Source organism: Idiomarina sp., assembly GCF_019431395.1.
Classification (GTDB): domain Bacteria; phylum Pseudomonadota; class Gammaproteobacteria; order Enterobacterales; family Alteromonadaceae; genus Idiomarina.
Window position 1 is genome coordinate 109,566 of the sequence record NZ_CP080268.1, and the last position, 20,386, is coordinate 129,951.

Here is a 20,386-nt window from a genome sequence, read left to right on the forward strand (position 1 = left end):
ATGAAAAAAGTTGAAGCCATTATAAAGCCCTTCAAACTGGATGATGTACGCGAAGCGTTGTCGGAAGTTGGTATTGCGGGTATGACAGTTTCTGAAGTAAAAGGTTTTGGTCGCCAGAAGGGACACACTGAACTATACCGTGGTGCGGAATACATGGTGGACTTCCTGCCCAAGGTAAAACTTGAAGTGGTGGTCGCTGACGATGACGTTGAGCGGTGTATTGAAGCCATCATGGAAACAGCGCAAACTGGCAAAATTGGCGATGGAAAGATTTTTATTTCGGATATAGAGCGTGTTATCCGGATCCGCACTGGCGAGGAAAACGAGCAGGCGGTATAAATAGCGGTCGTGCCTTGGCACGACCGCCCTGTCATTAATCGATCAGGTTGTTATTGGGGTAATTAGCCCGCAACACGGCAAGCGCATCAGCTTTTAATTCTTCTAAACCTAATTGTTCGTAGCTTTCAACCATAACCGCCAGCGCATTCTCGGCTTCCGGGGTATCACTAAAATGCTCTACCACATAACGGCCGCGGTTGGCGGCGGCTAAGTAGGCCTGACGTTCCATATAATATTGTGCAACAGCCAGCTCTTTTTTGGCCAGGCGACTTTTCAAACCTATCATCCGTTGCTTGGCGTCCGCAGAGTATTTGCTATCGGGGAATTTGCGCAGGAGTTCGGCAAAGTCTTTAAAGGCTTCCTTAGCCATGGTCGAATCACGATCGGAACGATCAATGCCGGCTAGCTCGTGAATGGCATTATATTCTGCACGTTGGTTGACCAGACCACGCATGTACAATGCATAGTCAACGTCTTTGTGGTTGGGGTTCAAACTAATAAACCGGTCAATAGCCGCCAACGCTTCGTCAGTGTTATCAAGTTTGTAGTGCACATAGATTAGATCTAATTGCACCTGATCAGCGAAAGGCCCAAATGGATACCGAGAGTTCAGTGTACTCAGTTGTTCCTGAGCCAGGTTGAGGTTACCCATCTCGAGTTGTTCTTGCGCTTGCTCATACATTAACTCTACCTGCGAATATTTTAAATCTTCGCTGGATTGCTCTGAATTACTTGAACAGCCTGCTAATGATAGACTTAACAGTGCAGACGCTAAAAAAATACGACCTTTCATAAAACCTCAAAATGTTACATTACAGTGCATTTGACCGCTTGAGCGGTTACACTAGCACAGAATTTACTTGTTAGGCATTCTAACGCAGCACAAAGGGCTTTCACAGCAAAAACCAAATTTATGAGCGAAACCATTCAACTTGAAGCCATCGTCCCGGAAGAACTTGCTGGAAAACGATTAGACCAGGCACTTGCTGAGTTGTTCCCGGACTATTCACGTTCGCGAATGAAAAGCTGGATTACAGCTGGACAGGTATCTGTTGATGCCGAGATAGTGACTAAACCGCGTGAAAAACTCGAACTCGGGGCATTGGTGGCAATTGACGCCGAACTTGAATCAGAAGAACGTCATCAGGCGCAACCTATTGAATTGTCGATTGTCTATGAAGACGATGACATTATCGTTATTAATAAACCCGCTGGACTCGTCGTTCACCCCGGTGCGGGTGCGCCCGATAGCACGTTGCTCAATGGTTTATTGCATCACTACCCGAAAATCGACCAAGTACCGCGAGCCGGCATTATTCACCGCCTCGATAAAGATACAACAGGCTTGATGGTAGTGGCTAAAACAGTGCCTGCTCAGACTCAGCTTGTTGATATGATGCAAAAGCGTGAAATCCGTCGTGAATACGAAGCTATTTGTAACGGCGTTATGACCGCAGGTGGTATGGTGGACGAGCCGATTGGTCGTCACCCGACCAAGCGTACACACATGGCCGTGGTCGCCAGCGGTAAACCGGCCGTTACCCATTATCGTGTAATGGAACGGTTGCGTGCCCACACGCTGTTGCGGCTAAGGTTAGAAACGGGCCGAACTCATCAAATTCGCGTGCATATGGCGCATATCCGCCATCCGCTTGTTGGTGATTTGACTTATGGCGGACGTCCAAGGCCGCCAAAACAAGCGTCTGACGAGTTTCTAGCTGCGCTGCGAGGCTTTAGTCGTCAGGCGCTGCATGCCGCGCAGCTGTCGTTGCACCACCCGGTAAACGGTGAGTGGATGACCTTTGAGGCGCCACGACCCAAAGATTTTGAACTGTTGCTGGATGCCATGCGTGATGATGCCCGGCTCCATAATAACGCCTGATTGGTTATTGCCCGATAACGTCGGGGTGGCGATTACCACCCGGGCGTGGGGTAATTTAGCCGCACACGTTGGTGATGATCCGGCGCAGGTGTTATTGCGTCGGCGTCGATTACACCGACAGTTGCAGCTACCGGTTGCGATAAATTTTTTAACTCAGCAACACACCGCTGCGGTAAGCAAATATCCAACGATTCAAAGACCCAGCGACGGCGTTTACGCTAATCGAATCGCTAGTTGTGCCGTGTTGACCGCTGATTGCCTGCCCTTATTGATATGCTCAGAGGATGGCCAGCAGATTGCTGCGGTGCATGCCGGCTGGAGAGGACTGGCCGCAGGCATTCTGACTCATGCGATACGACAGTTCAGTGCGCCACCGGAAAGTTTACGCTTGTTTATTGGTCCGGCGATATGCCAACGATGCTTTGAAGTTGGTGCTGATGTAGTTGACGCGTTTAGTGCGTCGGGCAAGGTTGCAGCCGATCATTTTACGGAAGGAGCTGCTGCAGACGATGGTTCGCCGCGGTGGCTATGTGACTTAGCGGGACTAGCACAACAACAAGCGCAACTGGCTGGTATTAATCACCTACAGCAAAGCGGTCAATGCACCGCCTGTTCGACTGATTTGTTCTATTCCCACCGAAAATGTAAAGACAAAGGACGATTTGCGTCAATTATTTGGCGAAAACGTTAACTGTTGACTTGAAATAGTTTAAAAAGTACCCACATTTTTGTTAACGCAACAGATTTTAAGGAAGTACTTATGCGACACGATAAATTCACTAGCAAATTTCAGATGGCAATTGCGGATGCGCAATCGTTGGCTGTTGGTCGTGATCATCAGTTTATTGAACCTGTGCATTTGATGCAGGCAATGTTGGATCAGGATGGTGGTGCCGTACGCCCCCTGTTTACCATGATCGGCGCAGATATCCCGCAATTCCGCTCGAGTCTGGCAAAAGCGCTGGATACATTACCGCAAGTCGAAGGGACCAGCGGTGACGTACAGATCTCACAAAGCACCGTGCGGCTGCTAAACCTATGTGATAAATACGCACAAAAACGCAACGATAGTTATATTTCTTCAGAGTTGTTTTTGTTAGCAGCGACCGAAGACAAAGGGGCGCTGGGCGAGCTTTTCAAAAAACAGGGCATCACGCAACAAAAGCTGGAAAAAGCGATTAATGATGTGCGCGATGGTCAAAGTGTTGATGACCCTAATGCTGAAGAGAAGCGTCAGGCGCTCGACAAATATACCATCGACCTGACTGAACGCGCAGAGCAGGGCAAACTTGATCCGGTCATTGGCCGTGACGAAGAGATTCGCCGGACGATTCAGGTGTTACAACGTCGTACCAAAAACAACCCGGTGCTGATTGGTGATCCCGGCGTCGGTAAAACTGCCATCGTTGAAGGACTGGCGCAACGTATTATCAATGGTGAAGTACCTGAGGGACTTAAACACAAACGTGTCTTATCGCTGGACTTAGGTGCGCTGCTGGCCGGCGCAAAATATCGCGGTGAATTCGAAGAACGATTAAAAGCGGTGTTAACTGAGCTATCCAAAGAAGAAGGCCGTATCATTCTGTTCATCGATGAACTACATACTATGGTTGGTGCGGGCAAAGCAGACGGTGCGATGGATGCAGGAAACATGCTTAAGCCTGCGCTCGCTCGCGGTGAGCTTCATTGTGTTGGCGCTACCACACTGGATGAATACCGCCAGTACATCGAAAAGGACGCTGCACTTGAACGTCGCTTCCAAAAGGTTTTGGTGGATGAGCCTACGGTAGAAGACACCATCGCTATTTTGCGTGGTTTGAAAGAACGTTACGAAATTCATCATTCGGTGGAGATTACTGACCCGGCTATCGTCGCGGCGGCGTCTTTGTCGCACCGTTATATTAGCGATCGTAAACTGCCGGACAAGGCTATTGACTTGATTGACGAAGCGGCCTCAAGTATCCGCATGCAAATTGACTCTAAGCCGGAAGAGCTGGATCGACTGGAGCGCCGCATTATCCAGTTAAAACTGGAGCGTCAGGCGTTGCAGAAGGAAAAAGACGACGCCTCTAAGAAACGGTTAGATACCTTGCATGAGGAGCTGGACGAGCTAGAGCGTAAATACCAAGAGCTGGAAGAAGTCTGGAACTCAGAAAAAGCTGCTGTGCAGGGAACTCAACATATTAAGGCGCAATTGGATCAGGCTCGAACTGATATTGATATTGCCCGTCGCGCTGGCGATCTTAATCGTATGTCGGAACTCCAGTACGGTCGTATTCCTGAATTAGAGCGGCAGCTGGATCTTGCGTTGCAGGCGGAAATGCAGGACATGAGTCTGCTGAAAAACCGTGTCAGTGACGAGGAAATTGCTGACGTACTGTCGCGCTGGACTGGCATTCCGGTAAGTAAGATGCTGGAAGGCGAACGCGAGAAACTGGTCAAAATGGAAGAGAATCTACACAAACGTGTAGTTGGCCAGAACGAAGCTGTGGATGCAGTAGCTAATGCTATTCGACGCTCTCGCGCAGGCTTAGGCGATCCGAATCGGCCGATTGGCTCATTCTTGTTCCTTGGGCCAACAGGGGTTGGTAAGACTGAGCTTTCTAAAGCCCTGGCAAACTTCTTGTTCGACACCGATGATGCCATGGTGCGCATTGATATGTCGGAGTTCATGGAGAAACACTCGGTATCACGATTAGTCGGCGCACCTCCGGGTTACGTTGGTTATGAAGAGGGCGGCTATTTGACCGAAGCGGTGCGGCGTAAACCGTACTCGGTTATTTTGCTGGACGAGGTCGAAAAGGCGCACCCGGATGTTTTCAATATTCTGTTACAGGTATTAGATGACGGACGCCTAACTGACGGCCAGGGTCGCACGGTCGACTTTAAAAATACGGTTATTATTATGACATCTAACCTGGGCTCGGATTTGATTCAGGAGCACGCGAAGGATAATAGTTACGAGCAAATGAAGGCGATGGTGATGGACGTGCTGGCGCATCACTTCCGGCCTGAGTTCATTAACCGGGTCGATGAGACTGTGGTGTTCCACCCACTCGGACAAAGCGAAATCCGCTCCATTGCTCAGGCACAGTTACAGTTATTATATAAACGACTGGAAGAGCGTGATTATGCTATTGAACTGTCAGAAGAAGCGCTTGACCATCTGGCGAAAACTGGTTTTGACCCTGTGTTCGGGGCGCGACCACTTAAACGAGCGATACAGCACGAGCTTGAAAATCCGTTGGCACAGAAAATTCTGGCTGGTGATTTGAAACCTGGGCAGACCATCCATGTGTCGATGCAAGGTGACCAATTAGTCATAGCGTAAATGCTGTTAAACTGTTACTAACAAACCCGCACTTGTTGCGGGTTTTCTTTTATCAGGCAATTTTCAAGCGCGCTGTTTTCCAACTGAATGACTGTGCTAGACTTATTCTGGTAAGCACTATTATCTATTCAACACGAAGGACACCTCTGCATGGCTACAGACAGTAATAAACGCCGCGGTATTTATTTATTGCCAAACTTATTTACCACCGCAGGCTTGTTTTCGGGCTTTTATGCGATCGTAGCGTCTATGAATGAACGTTATATCGAGGCTGCCGTCGCCATTTTTATTGCGATGGTATTTGATGGTGTCGACGGCCGGGTTGCTCGTATGACCAACACCGAAAGTGATTTTGGTGCTGAATATGACAGCATGGCGGATATTGTTTCCTTTGGTATGGCACCGGCGCTGGTTATGTATAACTACGCCCTGGCTGATTTGGGTAAATTGGGCTGGTTAGCTGCGTTTATCTTTGTTGCCGGTGGCGCATTAAGGCTAGCTCGGTTTAATACTAACCTGGGTAGTGCAGATAAGCGTTACTTTCAGGGACTGGCTATTCCAAGTGCTGCGGCAGTTGTTGCCGGATTGGTATGGGTAGGGACTGAGTACGGCATTGACGGTGCCGATATTGGTAGCTTTGCTGCCTTAGTCACTATTGCGGCCGGCTTATTGATGGTAACTAACTTTCGTTACCATTCTTTTAAAGATGTCGATTGGAAAGGCCGCGTGTCGTTTGTCGTTATACTGGTTATCGTACTGGCCTTTGTTATTGTGGCGACCCAACCGTCGTTGGTATTGTTTGCCATCTTCTTCCTGTATGCGTTGTCCGGGCCGGTATTAACGATTAAAAATGTGAAGCGGTTAAAGCTGGAACATGTGGTCGGCGACAACGATGCCGATGATGCTGACTTTGATGCCAAAGCGGGAAAACGGGAAGAAAGCCAGCAAAGCGATGAAAAAAGCAGCAAAAACGACTGATTTGGTTAGTAACTGACCAGTTAGTTGTTTTTTATTAAAAAGGTCTTGCAAGGGCAAATAAGATCGCTATAATTCGCCGCCGTTGTCAGGGAGAAAAGGCAAGCGCCAAACGCTGACAACGGCGTTATCAAAAAGCTGAAAAAAGCACTTGACGATAACGAAAAGGGATGTAAAATACGCCTCCCTGCTTCGGAAAGAAGCAACGCTCTTTAACAATATATCAAGCCAAGCAAACTGTGTGGGCACTTGCAGAAGTTAAGCAAAACGAAATATGTATTGCAACTTTTGAATGAGTGTTCAGCAAGGTTTCGAAAGAAGCCAAGCAAAAACGCGTAATTCATTGAGTTGATTGAACTACTTTTAATTGAAGAGTTTGATCATGGCTCAGATTGAACGCTGGCGGCAGGCCTAACACATGCAAGTCGAGCGGTAACAGAGAGAAGCTTGCTTCTTTGCTGACGAGCGGCGGACGGGTGAGTAATACTTGGGAACTTGCCTCTAGGCGGGGGACAACCACTGGAAACGGTGGCTAATACCGCATAATGTCTACGGACCAAAGTGGGGGACCTTCGGGCCTCACACCTAGAGATGGGCCCAAGCGGGATTAGCTAGTTGGTGAGGTAAAGGCTCACCAAGGCGACGATCCCTAGCTGTTCTGAGAGGATGATCAGCCACACTGGGACTGAGACACGGCCCAGACTCCTACGGGAGGCAGCAGTGGGGAATATTGGACAATGGGGGCAACCCTGATCCAGCCATGCCGCGTGTGTGAAGAAGGCCTTCGGGTTGTAAAGCACTTTCAGTGGTGAGGAAAGGGTAATCGTTAATAGCGGTTACAGTTGACGTTAGCCACAGAAGAAGCACCGGCTAACTCCGTGCCAGCAGCCGCGGTAATACGGAGGGTGCAAGCGTTAATCGGAATTACTGGGCGTAAAGCGTACGTAGGCGGTGTGTTAAGCAAGATGTGAAAGCCCCGGGCTCAACCTGGGAATGGCATTTTGAACTGGCACGCTAGAGTCCTGAAGAGGGTGGTAGAATTTCCAGTGTAGCGGTGAAATGCGTAGATATTGGAAGGAATACCGGTGGCGAAGGCGGCCACCTGGTCAGAGACTGACGCTGAGGTACGAAAGCGTGGGGAGCAAACAGGATTAGATACCCTGGTAGTCCACGCCGTAAACGATGTCAACTAGTTGTTCGTGTCTTTAAGACGTGAGTAACGCAGCTAACGCACTAAGTTGACCGCCTGGGGAGTACGGCCGCAAGGTTAAAACTCAAATGAATTGACGGGGGCCCGCACAAGCGGTGGAGCATGTGGTTTAATTCGATGCAACGCGAAGAACCTTACCATCCCTTGACATCCAGTGAATTTTCCAGAGATGGATTAGTGCCTTCGGGAACACTGAGACAGGTGCTGCATGGCTGTCGTCAGCTCGTGTTGTGAGATGTTGGGTTAAGTCCCGCAACGAGCGCAACCCTTATCCTTAGTTGCCAGCACGTAATGGTGGGAACTTTAGGGAGACTGCCGGTGATAAACCGGAGGAAGGTGGGGACGACGTCAAGTCATCATGGCCCTTACGAGTAGGGCTACACACGTGCTACAATGGTCGGTACAAAGGGAAGGGCAGCGAACCTGCGAAGGTAAGCGAATCTCATAAAGTGCGTCGTAGTCCGGATTGGAGTCTGCAACTCGACTCCATGAAGTCGGAATCGCTAGTAATCGTGGATCAGAATGCCACGGTGAATACGTTCCCGTGTACACACCGCCCGTCACACCATGGGAGTGGGCTGCACCAGAAGTGGTTAGTTTAACCTTCGGGAGAACGATCACCACGGTGTGGTTCATGACTGGGGTGAAGTCGTAACAAGGTAGCCGTAGGGGAACCTGCGGCTGGATCACCTCCTTACATTAAGCTTATCGGACGTGAGTGCTCACACAGATTGTTTGGTTTGATAGATACAGAGAGAAGAATTCGGTAGGTCGCGCATTTTGCGCGACATTGCTGAAGGTTACTGGGTCTGTAGCTCAGCTGGTTAGAGCGCACCCCTGATAAGGGTGAGGTCGGTAGTTCAAGTCTACTCAGACCCACCATTTCTGCGCTGTGGACTGCGTTGCTGCGTCGTCGCATACTGGTGTATGCTTCCTCCTTGCGGCCTTGCCACAGCTTGAAATTCCCTTTTCGGGTTGTGTCGGACACGCCGACAGACCTGCGGTCTGTGGGGCCATAGCTCAGCTGGGAGAGCGCCTGCCTTGCACGCAGGAGGTCAGCGGTTCGATCCCGCTTGGCTCCACCACTTCTTCTCTTTAATGTAGCTTGCGTCCTGACGCAAGATGCGATGTTAGCGTTAAGCAGCTTAAAAAGGCTTCTTACCGGTAACTTTGCGTTACATGCTCTTTAACAACTTGGAAAGCTGATTGTAAAAAGATTTGAAATGCCACTCTACTTGAACCTTTTGGTAGTAGAGGCGTATCGAACTTGTGTACAGCGAGAACAAACAATCTTGGTCATGTAGTCCAGACACCTTCGGGTTGTATGGTTAAGTGACTAAGCGTACACGGTGGATGCCTAGGCAGTTGGAGGCGATGAAGGACGTACTAACTTGCGATAAGCCATGACGAGGCAGTAAGAGCCATTATCAGTCATGGATTTCCGAATGGGGAAACCCACTCTGTTTACAGAGTATCCGGCACTGAATACATAGGTGCCAGGAAGCGAACCCGGAGAACTGAAACATCTAAGTACCCGGAGGAAAAGAAATCAACCGAGATTTCCCTAGTAGCGGCGAGCGAACGGGAAGCAGCCCTTAAGCGTTACATGTGCTAACAGAATCTGTTGGGAAGCAGAGCCATAGACGGTGATAGCCCGGTATGTGAAGGTGCATGAAATGTGAAAACGAGTAGGTCGGGACACGTGATATCCTGACTGAACATGGGGGGACCATCCTCCAAGGCTAAATACTCCCAACTGACCGAGAGTGAACCAGTACCGTGAGGGAAAGGCGAAAAGAACCCCGGCGAGGGGAGTGAAATAGAACCTGAAACCGTGTACGTACAAGCAGTAGGAGCCGACTTGTTCCGTGACTGCGTACCTTTTGTATAATGGGTCAGCGACTTATATTTTGTAGCAAGGTTAACCGTATAGGGTAGCCGTAGGGAAACCGAGTCTTAACTGGGCGTTTAGTTGCAGGGTATAGACCCGAAACCGGGCGATCTAACCATGAGCAGGTTGAAGGTTGAGTAACATCAACTGGAGGACCGAACCCACTAATGTTGAAAAATTAGGGGATGACTTGTGGCTAGGAGTGAAAGGCTAATCAAGCCCGGAGATAGCTGGTTCTCCCCGAAATCTATTTAGGTAGAGCCTCGGACGAATACCTGCGGGGGTAGAGCACTGTTTGGGCTAGGGGGTCATCCCGACTTACCAACCCCATGCAAACTCCGAATACCGCAGAGTACTATCCGGGAGACACACGGCGGGTGCTAACGTCCGTCGTGGAGAGGGAAACAACCCAGACCGCCAGCTAAGGTCCCAAAGTTATGGCTCAGTGGGAAACGATGTGGGAAGGCACAGACAGCTAGGAGGTTGGCTTAGAAGCAGCCATCCTTTAAAGAAAGCGTAATAGCTCACTAGTCGAGTCGGCCTGCGCGGAAGATGTAACGGGGCTAAGCCATACACCGAAGCTGCGGCAGCGCATTTATGTGCTGGGTAGGGGAGCGTTCTGTAAGCGGATGAAGGTGTGTTGAGAAGCATGCTGGACGTATCAGAAGTGCGAATGCTGACATGAGTAACGATAATGCGGGTGAAAAACCCGCACGCCGGAAGACCAAGGTTTCCTATCCCATGCTAATCAGGGTAGGGTAAGTCGGCCCCTAAGGCGAGGCGGAAACGCGTAGTCGATGGGAAACAGGTTAATATTCCTGTACCGATGTATATTGCGATGGGGGGACGGAGAAGGCTAGGCAGGCCAGGCGTTGGTAGTCCTGGTGAAAGTGCGTAGGCTGATGGTTTAGGTAAATCCGGACCATCTTAAGGCCGAGACACGAGACGAGCACCTAAGGGTGCGAAGCTGTTGGTGCCATGCTTCCGGGAAAAGCCTCTAAGCTTCAGATAGACATCGACCGTACCCGAAACCGACACAGGTGGTCAGGTAGAGAATACTAAGGCGCTTGAGAGAACTCGGGTGAAGGAACTAGGCAAAATAGTACCGTAACTTCGGGAGAAGGTACGCCGCTGACGGTGAAGACTTCGCGTCGTAAGCTGTTGGCGGTCGCAGTGACCAGGTGGCTGGGACTGTTTATTAAAAACACAGCACTCTGCTAACACGAAAGTGGACGTATACGGTGTGACACCTGCCCGGTGCCGGAAGGTTAATTGATGGGGTTAGTCTTCGGACGAAGCTCTTGATCGAAGCCCCGGTAAACGGCGGCCGTAACTATAACGGTCCTAAGGTAGCGAAATTCCTTGTCGGGTAAGTTCCGACCTGCACGAATGGTGTAACCATGGCCACGCTGTCTCCACCCGAGACTCAGTGAAATTGAAATCGCAGTGAAGATGCTGTGTCCCCGCGGCTAGACGGAAAGACCCCGTGAACCACCTTTACTACAGCTTGGCACTGAACATTGAACCTACATGTGTAGGATAGGTGGGAGGCTTTGAAGCACAGTCGCTAGATTGTGTGGAGCCGTCCTTGAAATACCACCCTTGTATGTTTGATGTTCTAACATTGGTCCCTTATCGGGATTGTGGACAGTGCCTGGTGGGTAGTTTGACTGGGGCGGTCTCCTCCCAAAGAGTAACGGAGGAGCACGAAGGTTGGCTAAGTACGGTCGGACATCGTACGGCATAAGCCAGCTTAACTGCGAGACATACACGTCGAGCAGGTACGAAAGTAGGTCATAGTGATCCGGTGGTTCTGTATGGAAGGGCCATCGCTCAACGGATAAAAGGTACCCGGGGATAACAGGCTGATACCGCCCAAGAGTTCATATCGACGGCGGTGTTTGGCACCTCGATGTCGGCTCATCACATCGTGGGGCTGAAGTCGGTACCATGGGTATGGCTGTTCGCCATTTAAATTGGTTCGCGAGCTGGGTTTAGAACGTCGTGAGACATTTCGGTCCCTATCTGCCGTGTGCGTTTGAGAGTTGAGAGGGGCTGCTCCTTGTACGAGAGGACCGGAGTGGACGAACCGCTGGTGTTCGGGTTGTCATGCCAATGGCACTGCCCGGTAGCTACGTTCGGAATCGATAACCGCTGAAAGCATCTAAGCGGGAAGCGAGCCTCAAGATAAGCTCTCACTAGCACTTTAAGTGCTCTGAAGGGTTGTTGAAGACGACAACGTTGATAGGCGGGATGTGGAAGCGTAGTAATGCGTTGAGCTAACCCGTACTAATTGCCCGTGAGACTTAACCATACAACACCCAAGGTGTTTGGTGTCGTTAAGCACAAGTTGATAACCTTTACCAAGGTAGGTCGCGTCCTGACGCGACAAGAGTGGCATCACAATCAGCCTTTCAGTTGTTACAACAGTTTTTGTCTGGCGGCCATAGCGGTATGGCACCACCTGGCTCCATTCCGAACCCAGCAGTGAAACATACCAGCGCCGATGGTAGTGTGGGGCTTCCCCATGTGAGAGTAGGACACCGCCAGACTTCAAATAAAACAACCCCAGCCAATCGGCTGGGGTTTTTTTATACCTATCGCTCAGCCATTTGCTTTATTTTGCGGTTGAGTGAAGGGCTGGTACAATCCTTTTGAGTTTAATTCTGGGATCCAGCATGCCTTTTGACCTTACCGAACGCCATAGTTTTCGACTGCACTCCTGCGCCAAAGAACAGCTGCAAATAAGCAGCGAAAAGGATCTACATCGATTAGATCAACTTGACGAGTACTTAATACTTGCCGGTGGCACCAATACCCTTTTTGTGGAATATTACCCGGGAACCATCGTATCCCCCCGGTTTACCGGTATTGAGATTTCCGAGCTCGAAGATGGCTATCAGATTCGTGTTGGCGCGAGCGAAAACTGGCATGATCTTGTCACTTATTGCTGCAAAAAAAATATTAACGGCCTCGAAAACCTGGCATTAATTCCGGGAACAGTAGGCGCAGCTCCTGTGCAAAATATAGGGGCGTATGGTCGTGAAGTATCCGACTTTATTGTCAGTGTAGAGTGCTACTCGCTAGCCAGTCATGCCACAGAAATTTTGCTTAATCATGAGTGTGGATTTGGCTACCGCGATAGTTTATTCAAACGTCATCCCAATCGTTATTTAATAACGCACGTTACCTTTTTTCTCCCAAAACAGTGGTCGCCCGTGCTCGAGTACGGACCTCTGCAATCTTTAAACGCTAGCACGGTCGATGCACAGACAATTTATCAAAAGGTAATCGATATAAGAAACCAAAAACTGCCAAATCCTGCGATAACTCCTAATGCCGGTAGCTTTTTTAAAAACCCAGTGGTTTCGTCATCGCTACTAGATGAAATAAAACAAATTGCTCCGGATATCCCCACTTTCCCGGCAGCCGCAGGAAATAAAATCGCTGCAGGCTGGATGATCGATCAACTAGGTTTTAAGGGAAGGCGTTGCGGTGACATCGCAGTTCACGATAAACAGGCGTTAGTGCTTGTTAATCTGGGCAATGGAACGGGGTCGCAGTTAGTCGAGTTATGTCAGCAAATTCGCGCAGCGGTGTTACACCGCTATAAGGTATTATTAGAACCTGAAGTACGATTAATCGGTAAACAGGGCTTAATGCGGTTACCAGACGTCGGAGCAAACAGTAGTGAATAGTCGCGTCAATCAATTACTTAACTGTTTAAATGATGGTGAGTTTCATTCGGGTGAAGCATTAGGCTCCACGCTGGGTGTATCACGTGCGGCGATTAATCAACATATCAATAAACTGCTCGAGCTCGGTGTTGATATATATTCGGTCCACGGTAAAGGCTATAAACTCGCTACGCCGTTGGAACTGCTTGATCAGCAAGCTATTTGCAAGGCAGCACAGGTAAATGACCAAAATATCCTGGTCGAGTCAGTGGTTACATCGAGCAATGATAGTTTAAGAGATTTATTAACGCAGGGCTCATTGCCGGCGGGCTATGCAGTTATAGCCGAAGCACAAACCCAAGGCCGTGGCCGTAGAGGGAAACGCTGGTTTTCACCTTTTGGCTGTAACTTATATATTAGTTTTTACTGGCCTATTGCAGAGGGTATTAACGGCGCTATGGGGCTAAGCCTGGTCGCTGGCTTGTCGCTAGTAAAAGCACTGGAACAGCTGGGAGTGAGTAATGCCGGTGTAAAGTGGCCCAATGATGTCTATATCGACAATCAAAAGGTCGCCGGAATTCTGGTTGAATTGGAATCTAATACTGATGGCAGTGCAAACAGCATTATAGGCATTGGACTGAACCTGGCTATGCCTGAGTCGACCGGCAGTCAAATCGACCAACGTTGGACCGATCTTCGGTCGCAGTTAAGCAAGCCTGTCTCCCGTAATGTTATTAGTGGGTGTATTTATCGTGAAGTCGTTGCTGGTTTGAACGAGTTTGATAACAATGGATTACAGTGGACACGGCAGCAATGGCCACGCTACGACGTTTACTTCAATAAAGCGGTTACATTGACCATGGGCCAACGCTCAGTTATCGGAATTTGCCGCGGGATCGATGAAAATGGCGCAGTACTATTAGAAACTAACGGTAATACGGTACGTTATTTTGGTGGAGAGATCTCATTAAGGGCAACAGATGTTACTTATTGATAACGGTAATACCCGAACAAAATTCGCCGTTTACAATAAGGGTGAATTGCGTCACGACGTTAAAGTGGTTAATGCGGACTTAGCAGTAACAATTGATCCGACGTGGGTAAAAGACATAAAACTGGCGTTAGGCACAGACACCAAGGTGTTTGGGTGTAGTGTGGGCACAGCTGCCGATCGACTGATAATTAGTGAACGTCTGGCACAAAGCGGTCTCGTGGTTGAGTGGTTAAAAACATCCGCCGAAGCGGGCGGTGTTACTAACGGCTATAACGACTGTTGGCAGCAACTGGGGGCGGATCGCTGGTTTGCTTTAGTTGGTTATTACCAGTTAAAACAGGAAAATGCGCTGATCATTGATGCGGGAACTGCCTTAACTATAGACTGGTTAGTTAGCGATGGCCGTCATTTAGGCGGCTGGATCGTGCCGGGCCGTCGGTTAATGCAACAGTCGCTGCATTCAGGTACGGCCAATCTTAACGCGTTGTTGTCCGAGTCCTGTTATCGCGAACCAGCCGTTAATACCCAGCAGGGTATGAGTTTTGGTGTACATTATGCGTTGGTGGGGGCTATTTCTCAGGCAATTAAAGCCTCTGAGCAAATATTTAGTCAGCAACCGTTCTCGATTATCGTAACCGGCGGTGATGGGGAGCGACTGGTTAAATCGTTGCAAGCTGTAGAAAGTATAAACTATACCCGTATCGACGATTTGGTATTCAAGGGTTTGGCATTTGCTGCCGATAACTAAGCTATTAATACCTTACCGGAGTGTGCAATGGCATCTTGGCTGAGCAAGCTAACCCTACTAACGACGATTACGCTGACATGTCCGGCACTCGCATGGCAGGATGCAAATGGTGGTGAGCCGCAGGACGAGTTAGAAGCGGTGCAGTTATACAGCGATGAACAGTTGGTCGATATGTTCGACGATAATACTCATTTGTATCAAGTAGAGACTGTTGACCGTTGTCAGTTAGTTATGGATATTGAAGCGCAGGCTGAACTTGAACAGCGCCCGACCTACCAGTTCTTATACGGCGATATGCTGGCCTGGGGCATTTGTTATGAACGTGATGTGGAGTTAGGTCTTCTCTATATGCAAACAGCTGCTGACCAGGGGCTGATACAGGCCTTAGAGCAGTTAGGGCGCTACTATCACGAAGGGACATTAGTACAACAAGATGTTGACCGGGCGATTTTGTATTTGCGTGAGGCTGCTTCGTTAGGTTACTTGCCTGCACAAAAACGGTTTGCGAACATTATGCTTAACGGCGAGGGTAGTCCGTACGATTTTACCCATGCTTATCACTGGTTACATAACGCGGTTACTGGTGGCGAAGAAGAGCATCAACAGATCCAACAACAATTAGAGCAGCTAGGGCAGTTAATGCCGGCATCTGCGGTAGAAAAGGCTCGCCAACGCTCACTGTAGGCGAGCCCATGTTCTGTTAATAATGGCAGTTACGAAAGACGGTCACGAAAGTCCTGGTAACTGAATTGCCTAATACAATCAAACTTACCATCGGCGCGTAAAATGCCGATAGCAGGGTGTTGTACGCCATTAAAGAAACTGGTTTTGACCATGGTGTAGTGCATCATGTCTTCAAACACTAAACGATCACCGACCGCCAGGGGCTGGTCGAAGCTGTAAGTACCAATGACATCGCCGGCTAGACAACTGTTGCCGCCCAAACGGTAAGCAAAAGGTTTCTCAGTCGGAAGCCCCGCACCAGTAATAGCTGGTCGATAAGGCATTTCCAGTACATCCGGCATGTGTGCCGTGGCTGAAATGTCTAACAACGCAATTTTTCCGTCATTTTCAACAATGTCGACCACTTCACAAATTAACGGACCGGTTTGCCAGGCTACTGCAGAGCCCGGTTCCAGAATCACCTGTACATCGTAGGTTTGTTTCAGTCGCTTTAACTGCGTGATTAAATGCTCGACATCATAACCTTGGCGAGTCATCAGATGTCCACCACCCAGGTTCAACCATTTAACTTTATGCAGCAAATTGCCAAAGCGTTTTTCTACGGCAGCCAGCGTGCGCTCAAGTGCGTAGGAATCACATTCACATAGATTGTGCACGTGCAGACCTTCGATAGTATCAAGATCTAAGCCCTCGAGGCTGTCGGCACGAACGCCAAGACGCGATCCTGGCGCACTGGGATCATACAGCTCTGTTTCCGCTTCCTGGTGTTCAGGATTTATCCGCAATCCCATAGATACGCCCGCAGCAGCTGCTTGCTCCTGATAGCGCTGCCATTGGGCAACGCTATTAAACGAAATATGGTTAACCAGCGGCAATAAAGCGTCGATATCCTCTTGCTTGTAGGCAGGCGCATAGGCATGCACTTCACGGCCGAATTCCTCGGCCGCCAGGCGAGCTTCCCACACTGAGCTGGCGGTGCAGCCTTTAAGGTATTCGCGCACGATCGGAAATGCCGACCACATAGCAAAACCTTTAAGCGCTAAAATAATATCTGCGCCACTTTGCTGCTGAACCCGCTGCATGAGTTCAAGGTTATTGCGTAACAACCCCTCGTCCAATACATAACAAGGTGAGGGAATATTGGCTGCCGTGTATTTATTCATAAATTAAGCACCGAAAGGCTTATCACATTCAGTGACGTGCCATGGCAAGCCATGTTGGTTAAGGCGGTTCATGAACTCGTCCGGATCAAACTGCTCCATGTTCCAGACACCGGGCTTCATCCAGTGACCTTCCAGCATCATCGCTGCACCAATCATTGCCGGCACGCCGGTGGTGTAAGACACGGCCTGAGCGCCAACTTCTTTATTGGTCTCGGCATGGTCGCAATTATTATAAATAAAGATGGTTTTTTGCTGGCCATCTTTAATACCGGTTACGTAAGTACCGATACAGGTTTTACCGGTATAACCCTCGGCTAATGAGCCCGGATTCGGCAATACCGCTTTTAAGAACTCAAGTGGCACAATATCCTGCCCCTGGAACTGCACCGGTTGAATGGAAGTCATGCCGACATTTTCCAAAACCCGCAGGTGAGTCAGGTATTCATCGCCAAAGGTCATCCAAAAGCGAGCACGCTTTAAGGTCGGGAAATGTTTAACCAGCGACTCGAGCTCTTCGTGGAATAGCAAGTACGAAGGACGCACACCAACGTTCGGATAGTCGAGATCTTTGCGTACGCTGATAGGGTCCGTTTCGTGCCACTCGCCGTTCTCCCAGAACTTGCCGCGTTGAGTGATTTCACGAATGTTGATTTCCGGATTAAAGTTGGTTGCAAAGGCTTGTCCATGATCACCGCCATTACAGTCGACGATATCTAAGTACTGTACTTCGTCAAAGTAATGTTTAGCAGCGTAAGCAGTAAATACGTTGGTTACGCCTGGATCAAAACCAGCACCAAGTAGCGCCATCAGGCCTTTTTCTTTAAATCGTTCCTGATAAGCCCACTGCCAAGAGTACTCAAATTTCGCTTCGTCTTTTGGCTCATAGTTTGCGGTATCCAAATAGTGTACACCGGTCTCCAGACAAGCATCCATAATCGGCAGGTCCTGATATGGCAGAGCCACATTGATTACCAACGACGGTTGTACCTGACGGATCAAATCGGCTACTTTGGCGGCGTCGTCTGCATCAACCTGGTAAACACCGACAACACGGTCTTTACCGGCTTTTTCCTGCAGCGCTTCGCATTTAGCGAGGGTGCGGCTAGCCAAATGAATTTCTGAGAACACTTGCGGTAGCATGGCACATTTTTGCACCACAACGCTTGATACACCGCCGGCGCCAATGACAAGAACTTTTGACATGATTTTAATCCTTAATCTGTTCGCTTCGTTAACTCAATAATTGACGCGAAAGATAGCACATTTTTGCTAGTGCATCATTGCTGTTCGGAATTTTTGAGCCAATCGACGTTTAATTGGTTAAAGGCAAAACTCCACTGTCGGTGGGTGCGTTCTATCTGCAGCCAAACCGGCGTTTTATTGCCGTGACCTGCGTTGTCATCTACGTCTAGTAAGATCGGTTTTTTGCACCCCTGGGCGCGTTGTAATGTTGCGGCCAATTTAAAGCTATGCCATGGCGCAACCCGCTGGTCTTCTGCTCCGGTACTCAGCAGAGTCGCCGGATAACAGGTACCCGATGTGACGTTATGCAACGGCGAATAAGAACGCAGCGTTTGAAACTCTTCGGCGTTGTCGCTTAAACCAAACTCTGATTGCCAGCTGAGTGCGTTAGCATTGGCGTATTGATAGCGCAGCAGATCGAAAACGCCGGCTGTGGCCAAGACCACACTAAATCGCGATGGTCTTTTTAGCATTGCAGCGGTAACCAGCATGCCGCCATGACCTGTTCCATAAGCAACTAGCTTGTTTGCTTCGGCATAGTCATTGCTAACCAGCCAGTCAGCCACAGCCAAAAAGTCGTTTATCGCATTGGGTTTATTGTTTTTAATGGCAGCTTGGTGCCAGCCTGAGCCATAAACGCCGCTACCCCGGACATTCGCTATGGCCAGGCTTCCGCCCATCTCCAGCCATGCCATAAACTCAGGCTGATAACGGGGTGTAAGGGTTTGTGCAAAACCGCCATAAGTGTGCAATAACAGCGGCCCTCTGCGTTTTTGCTTGGCGTTTTTGCTGTGCACCAGAAAAACCGGAACGTTAATGCCCGGGCTGGTTTCTACAAAAACCTGTTCGGTTTGATAACGGCTGTCGTCTACTGGTAACTGTGATTGGTGCCATAGCGTTGTGCGCTGATTGTCGGCGTTGTAGCGATAGATATTACCTGGCGTGGTATAACTGGAAAATTTAAAGAATGTTTGTGACGAATCGGTCCCACCTACAAATCCCTCGACGGTACCAAATCCCGGCAACGCAAGCTCGCGTAAGTAGTTGCCCGATAAATTAAACGTCATTACCCGTGATTGAGCATCTTGCAGGTAGTGCGCGAATAGTTGCTCGCCAACGATAGCGGCGTCAGCCAAAGGTAGCTTTTGCGATGCAATAATGACCTCAGCATTGTCCCACTCAGCGTTGCTAACACGGACAATCTGACCGGTATCATCTTTCTGGCTACTGTAAAAATAAAGGTGGTTATCGCGTGAACCCAGGTAGCGATGTTCGCCAGCAGCTAATCGTATTGGCTTGAACTCAGCCGTCGTTTGTTTAAGCGGGCGAATATAAAAATTATTAATGCTGGGACCATGCTGTAGCCGCAGCAATAAATATTCGCCGTCGCTGGATACTTGTGGGTAAGGATTGACGCCCGGTTGGTAACCGCCCGGAGTTACTTGAATATCATTATCAACCGGGGTGTTGAGCTTGTGGTAAAAAACTTCAACCGAAACTTGCTCATTATAACCATCGTCTGTTCGGGGGTAGCGGCTGTAATAAAAACCTTTGCTATCAGGGTACCAACTTATGTTGGTAAATTTTGTTCCGGTGATGACCTCATCCAATACCTCTCCCGAGCGGAGGTCTTTGATATACCAGGCACTCCAGTCACTACCCACTTCAGAGACAGCATAGGCTAAGTAATTGGCGTTGGGCGATACACTAAAGCGGGTTATTGCCTTTAGTCCGCTGCTATCAAGTTGAGTTGCATCCACCACGTTAATCGGGGGGCTGTCTAAATCAGTTTGCATGTAAAGGCTTGCTTGGCTTTGTAAACCATCATTGCGCAGGTAAAAGATTTTTCCGTTCTGCTCAATAGGGGCGCTAATTTGAACGACGTTGAATAACTCGGTTAATCGCTCTTTAATGAAATCGGTTGCACTTAGTGAAGCTAATTGCTGTCCCGAAAACAATTGCTGTTGCGTCACCCACTGTTGGCTTTGTTCTGAGTTTAACTGCTCCAGCCACTTATAAGGCGTTGCAATGGTCTGGTCGTGCAGCGTTACTTGTTGTTGCGAACGAGGTGTGTTGGGGTATTCAAGGCTTTCATAAGCAGCCTCAGGAGCAGGCTCTTTGGATACACTGCAGCCGCCGATAACACTGGCTAGCAAACATAGGCTAAACAATTTATAAAATGACTGACTCACCATAGTTCTCTCTAAATTAACGCCTTGTTATTAACACTAGCACGAAGTGGGCAGGCCC

General features: G+C 49.1%; 13 protein-coding genes, 2 tRNA genes and 3 rRNA genes. 14 read left to right on the top strand and 4 right to left on the bottom strand.

All coding sequences use genetic code 11. The features are described 5' to 3' along the window. Window positions 1-339, top strand: a complete 339-nt coding sequence (glnB, locus tag KZ771_RS00520) for a nitrogen regulatory protein P-II (protein ID WP_133540561.1) — start codon at window positions 1-3, stop codon at window positions 337-339. A 34-nt stretch (window positions 340-373) separates the two neighbouring features. Here the strand turns inward: glnB and KZ771_RS00525 are convergent, their stop codons facing one another. Next, a complete protein-coding gene (locus KZ771_RS00525; protein ID WP_290654054.1) occupies window positions 374-1,132 on the bottom strand; it encodes an outer membrane protein assembly factor BamD in 759 nt (252 codons plus the stop codon). A 120-nt stretch (window positions 1,133-1,252) separates the two neighbouring features. Between KZ771_RS00525 and rluD the strand changes: the two genes are divergently transcribed. The 13 genes from rluD to KZ771_RS00590 all read left to right on the top strand — a co-directional run bounded on the left by rluD (window position 1,253) and on the right by KZ771_RS00590 (window position 15,731). Further along, window positions 1,253-2,221: a 23S rRNA pseudouridine(1911/1915/1917) synthase RluD gene (gene rluD, locus KZ771_RS00530; RefSeq protein WP_290571791.1), complete on the top strand. Its 969-nt coding sequence runs from the start codon at window positions 1,253-1,255 to the stop codon at window positions 2,219-2,221. Then, the gene (gene pgeF, locus KZ771_RS00535) at window positions 2,193-2,912 is read left to right on the top strand and encodes a peptidoglycan editing factor PgeF (protein WP_290654876.1); all 720 of its coding nucleotides are present in this window, start codon (window positions 2,193-2,195) and stop codon (window positions 2,910-2,912) included. The genes rluD and pgeF overlap by 29 nt, the downstream gene beginning before the upstream one ends. A 69-nt stretch (window positions 2,913-2,981) precedes the next feature. Next, on the top strand, window positions 2,982-5,552 hold the full coding sequence (gene clpB, locus KZ771_RS00540) for an ATP-dependent chaperone ClpB (RefSeq protein ID WP_133540558.1): 2,571 nt from the start codon (window positions 2,982-2,984) through the stop codon (window positions 5,550-5,552). A 150-nt stretch (window positions 5,553-5,702) separates the two neighbouring features. After that, window positions 5,703-6,530, top strand: a complete 828-nt coding sequence (gene pssA / locus KZ771_RS00545; RefSeq protein WP_290654055.1) for a CDP-diacylglycerol--serine O-phosphatidyltransferase — start codon at window positions 5,703-5,705, stop codon at window positions 6,528-6,530. 361 nt (window positions 6,531-6,891) lie between these two features. Next, window positions 6,892-8,434: ribosomal RNA gene (locus KZ771_RS00550) — 16S ribosomal RNA — on the top strand. Between the two features lie 108 nt (window positions 8,435-8,542). Further along, a tRNA-Ile gene (locus KZ771_RS00555) sits at window positions 8,543-8,619 on the top strand. Between the two features lie 127 nt (window positions 8,620-8,746). Continuing rightward, window positions 8,747-8,822: transfer RNA gene (locus KZ771_RS00560), tRNA-Ala, on the top strand. Between the two features lie 241 nt (window positions 8,823-9,063). Beyond that, window positions 9,064-11,942: ribosomal RNA gene (locus tag KZ771_RS00565) — 23S ribosomal RNA — on the top strand. 122 nt (window positions 11,943-12,064) lie between these two features. Continuing rightward, a 5S ribosomal RNA gene (rrf, locus tag KZ771_RS00570) occupies window positions 12,065-12,180 on the top strand. Together the 16S, 23S and 5S rRNA genes with 2 tRNA genes alongside form the textbook arrangement of a ribosomal RNA operon. Window positions 12,181-12,306: 126 nt before the next feature. Beyond that, window positions 12,307-13,326: a UDP-N-acetylmuramate dehydrogenase gene (gene murB, locus KZ771_RS00575; protein WP_290654056.1), complete on the top strand. Its 1,020-nt coding sequence runs from the start codon at window positions 12,307-12,309 to the stop codon at window positions 13,324-13,326. Further along, the gene (gene birA / locus KZ771_RS00580) at window positions 13,319-14,299 is read left to right on the top strand and encodes a bifunctional biotin--[acetyl-CoA-carboxylase] ligase/biotin operon repressor BirA (RefSeq protein ID WP_290570130.1); all 981 of its coding nucleotides are present in this window, start codon (window positions 13,319-13,321) and stop codon (window positions 14,297-14,299) included. Before murB ends, birA begins: the two co-directional genes overlap by 8 nt. Next, complete coding sequence (locus tag KZ771_RS00585; protein WP_290570132.1) at window positions 14,286-15,047, top strand: type III pantothenate kinase; 762 nt, start codon at window positions 14,286-14,288, stop codon at window positions 15,045-15,047. Before birA ends, KZ771_RS00585 begins: the two co-directional genes overlap by 14 nt. Window positions 15,048-15,074: 27 nt before the next feature. Then, entirely contained in the window at window positions 15,075-15,731 is a 657-nt protein-coding gene (locus KZ771_RS00590) for a tetratricopeptide repeat protein (RefSeq protein WP_290570134.1), read from the top strand. A 29-nt stretch (window positions 15,732-15,760) separates the two neighbouring features. On the opposite strand, the gene nspC is transcribed toward KZ771_RS00590, so the two are convergent. The 3 genes from nspC to KZ771_RS00605 form a co-directional block, all read right to left on the bottom strand. Further along, window positions 15,761-16,894 (bottom strand): carboxynorspermidine decarboxylase, encoded by a 1,134-nt coding sequence (nspC, locus tag KZ771_RS00595; protein ID WP_290570136.1) that lies wholly within the window; start codon window positions 16,892-16,894, stop codon window positions 15,761-15,763. Window positions 16,895-16,897: 3 nt separating this feature from the next. Further along, entirely contained in the window at window positions 16,898-18,097 is a 1,200-nt protein-coding gene (locus tag KZ771_RS00600; protein WP_290570138.1) for a saccharopine dehydrogenase family protein, read from the bottom strand. Window positions 18,098-18,171: 74 nt separating this feature from the next. Next, window positions 18,172-20,331: a prolyl oligopeptidase family serine peptidase gene (locus KZ771_RS00605; protein ID WP_290654057.1), complete on the bottom strand. Its 2,160-nt coding sequence runs from the start codon at window positions 20,329-20,331 to the stop codon at window positions 18,172-18,174. Window positions 20,332-20,386 lie beyond the last annotated feature (55 nt).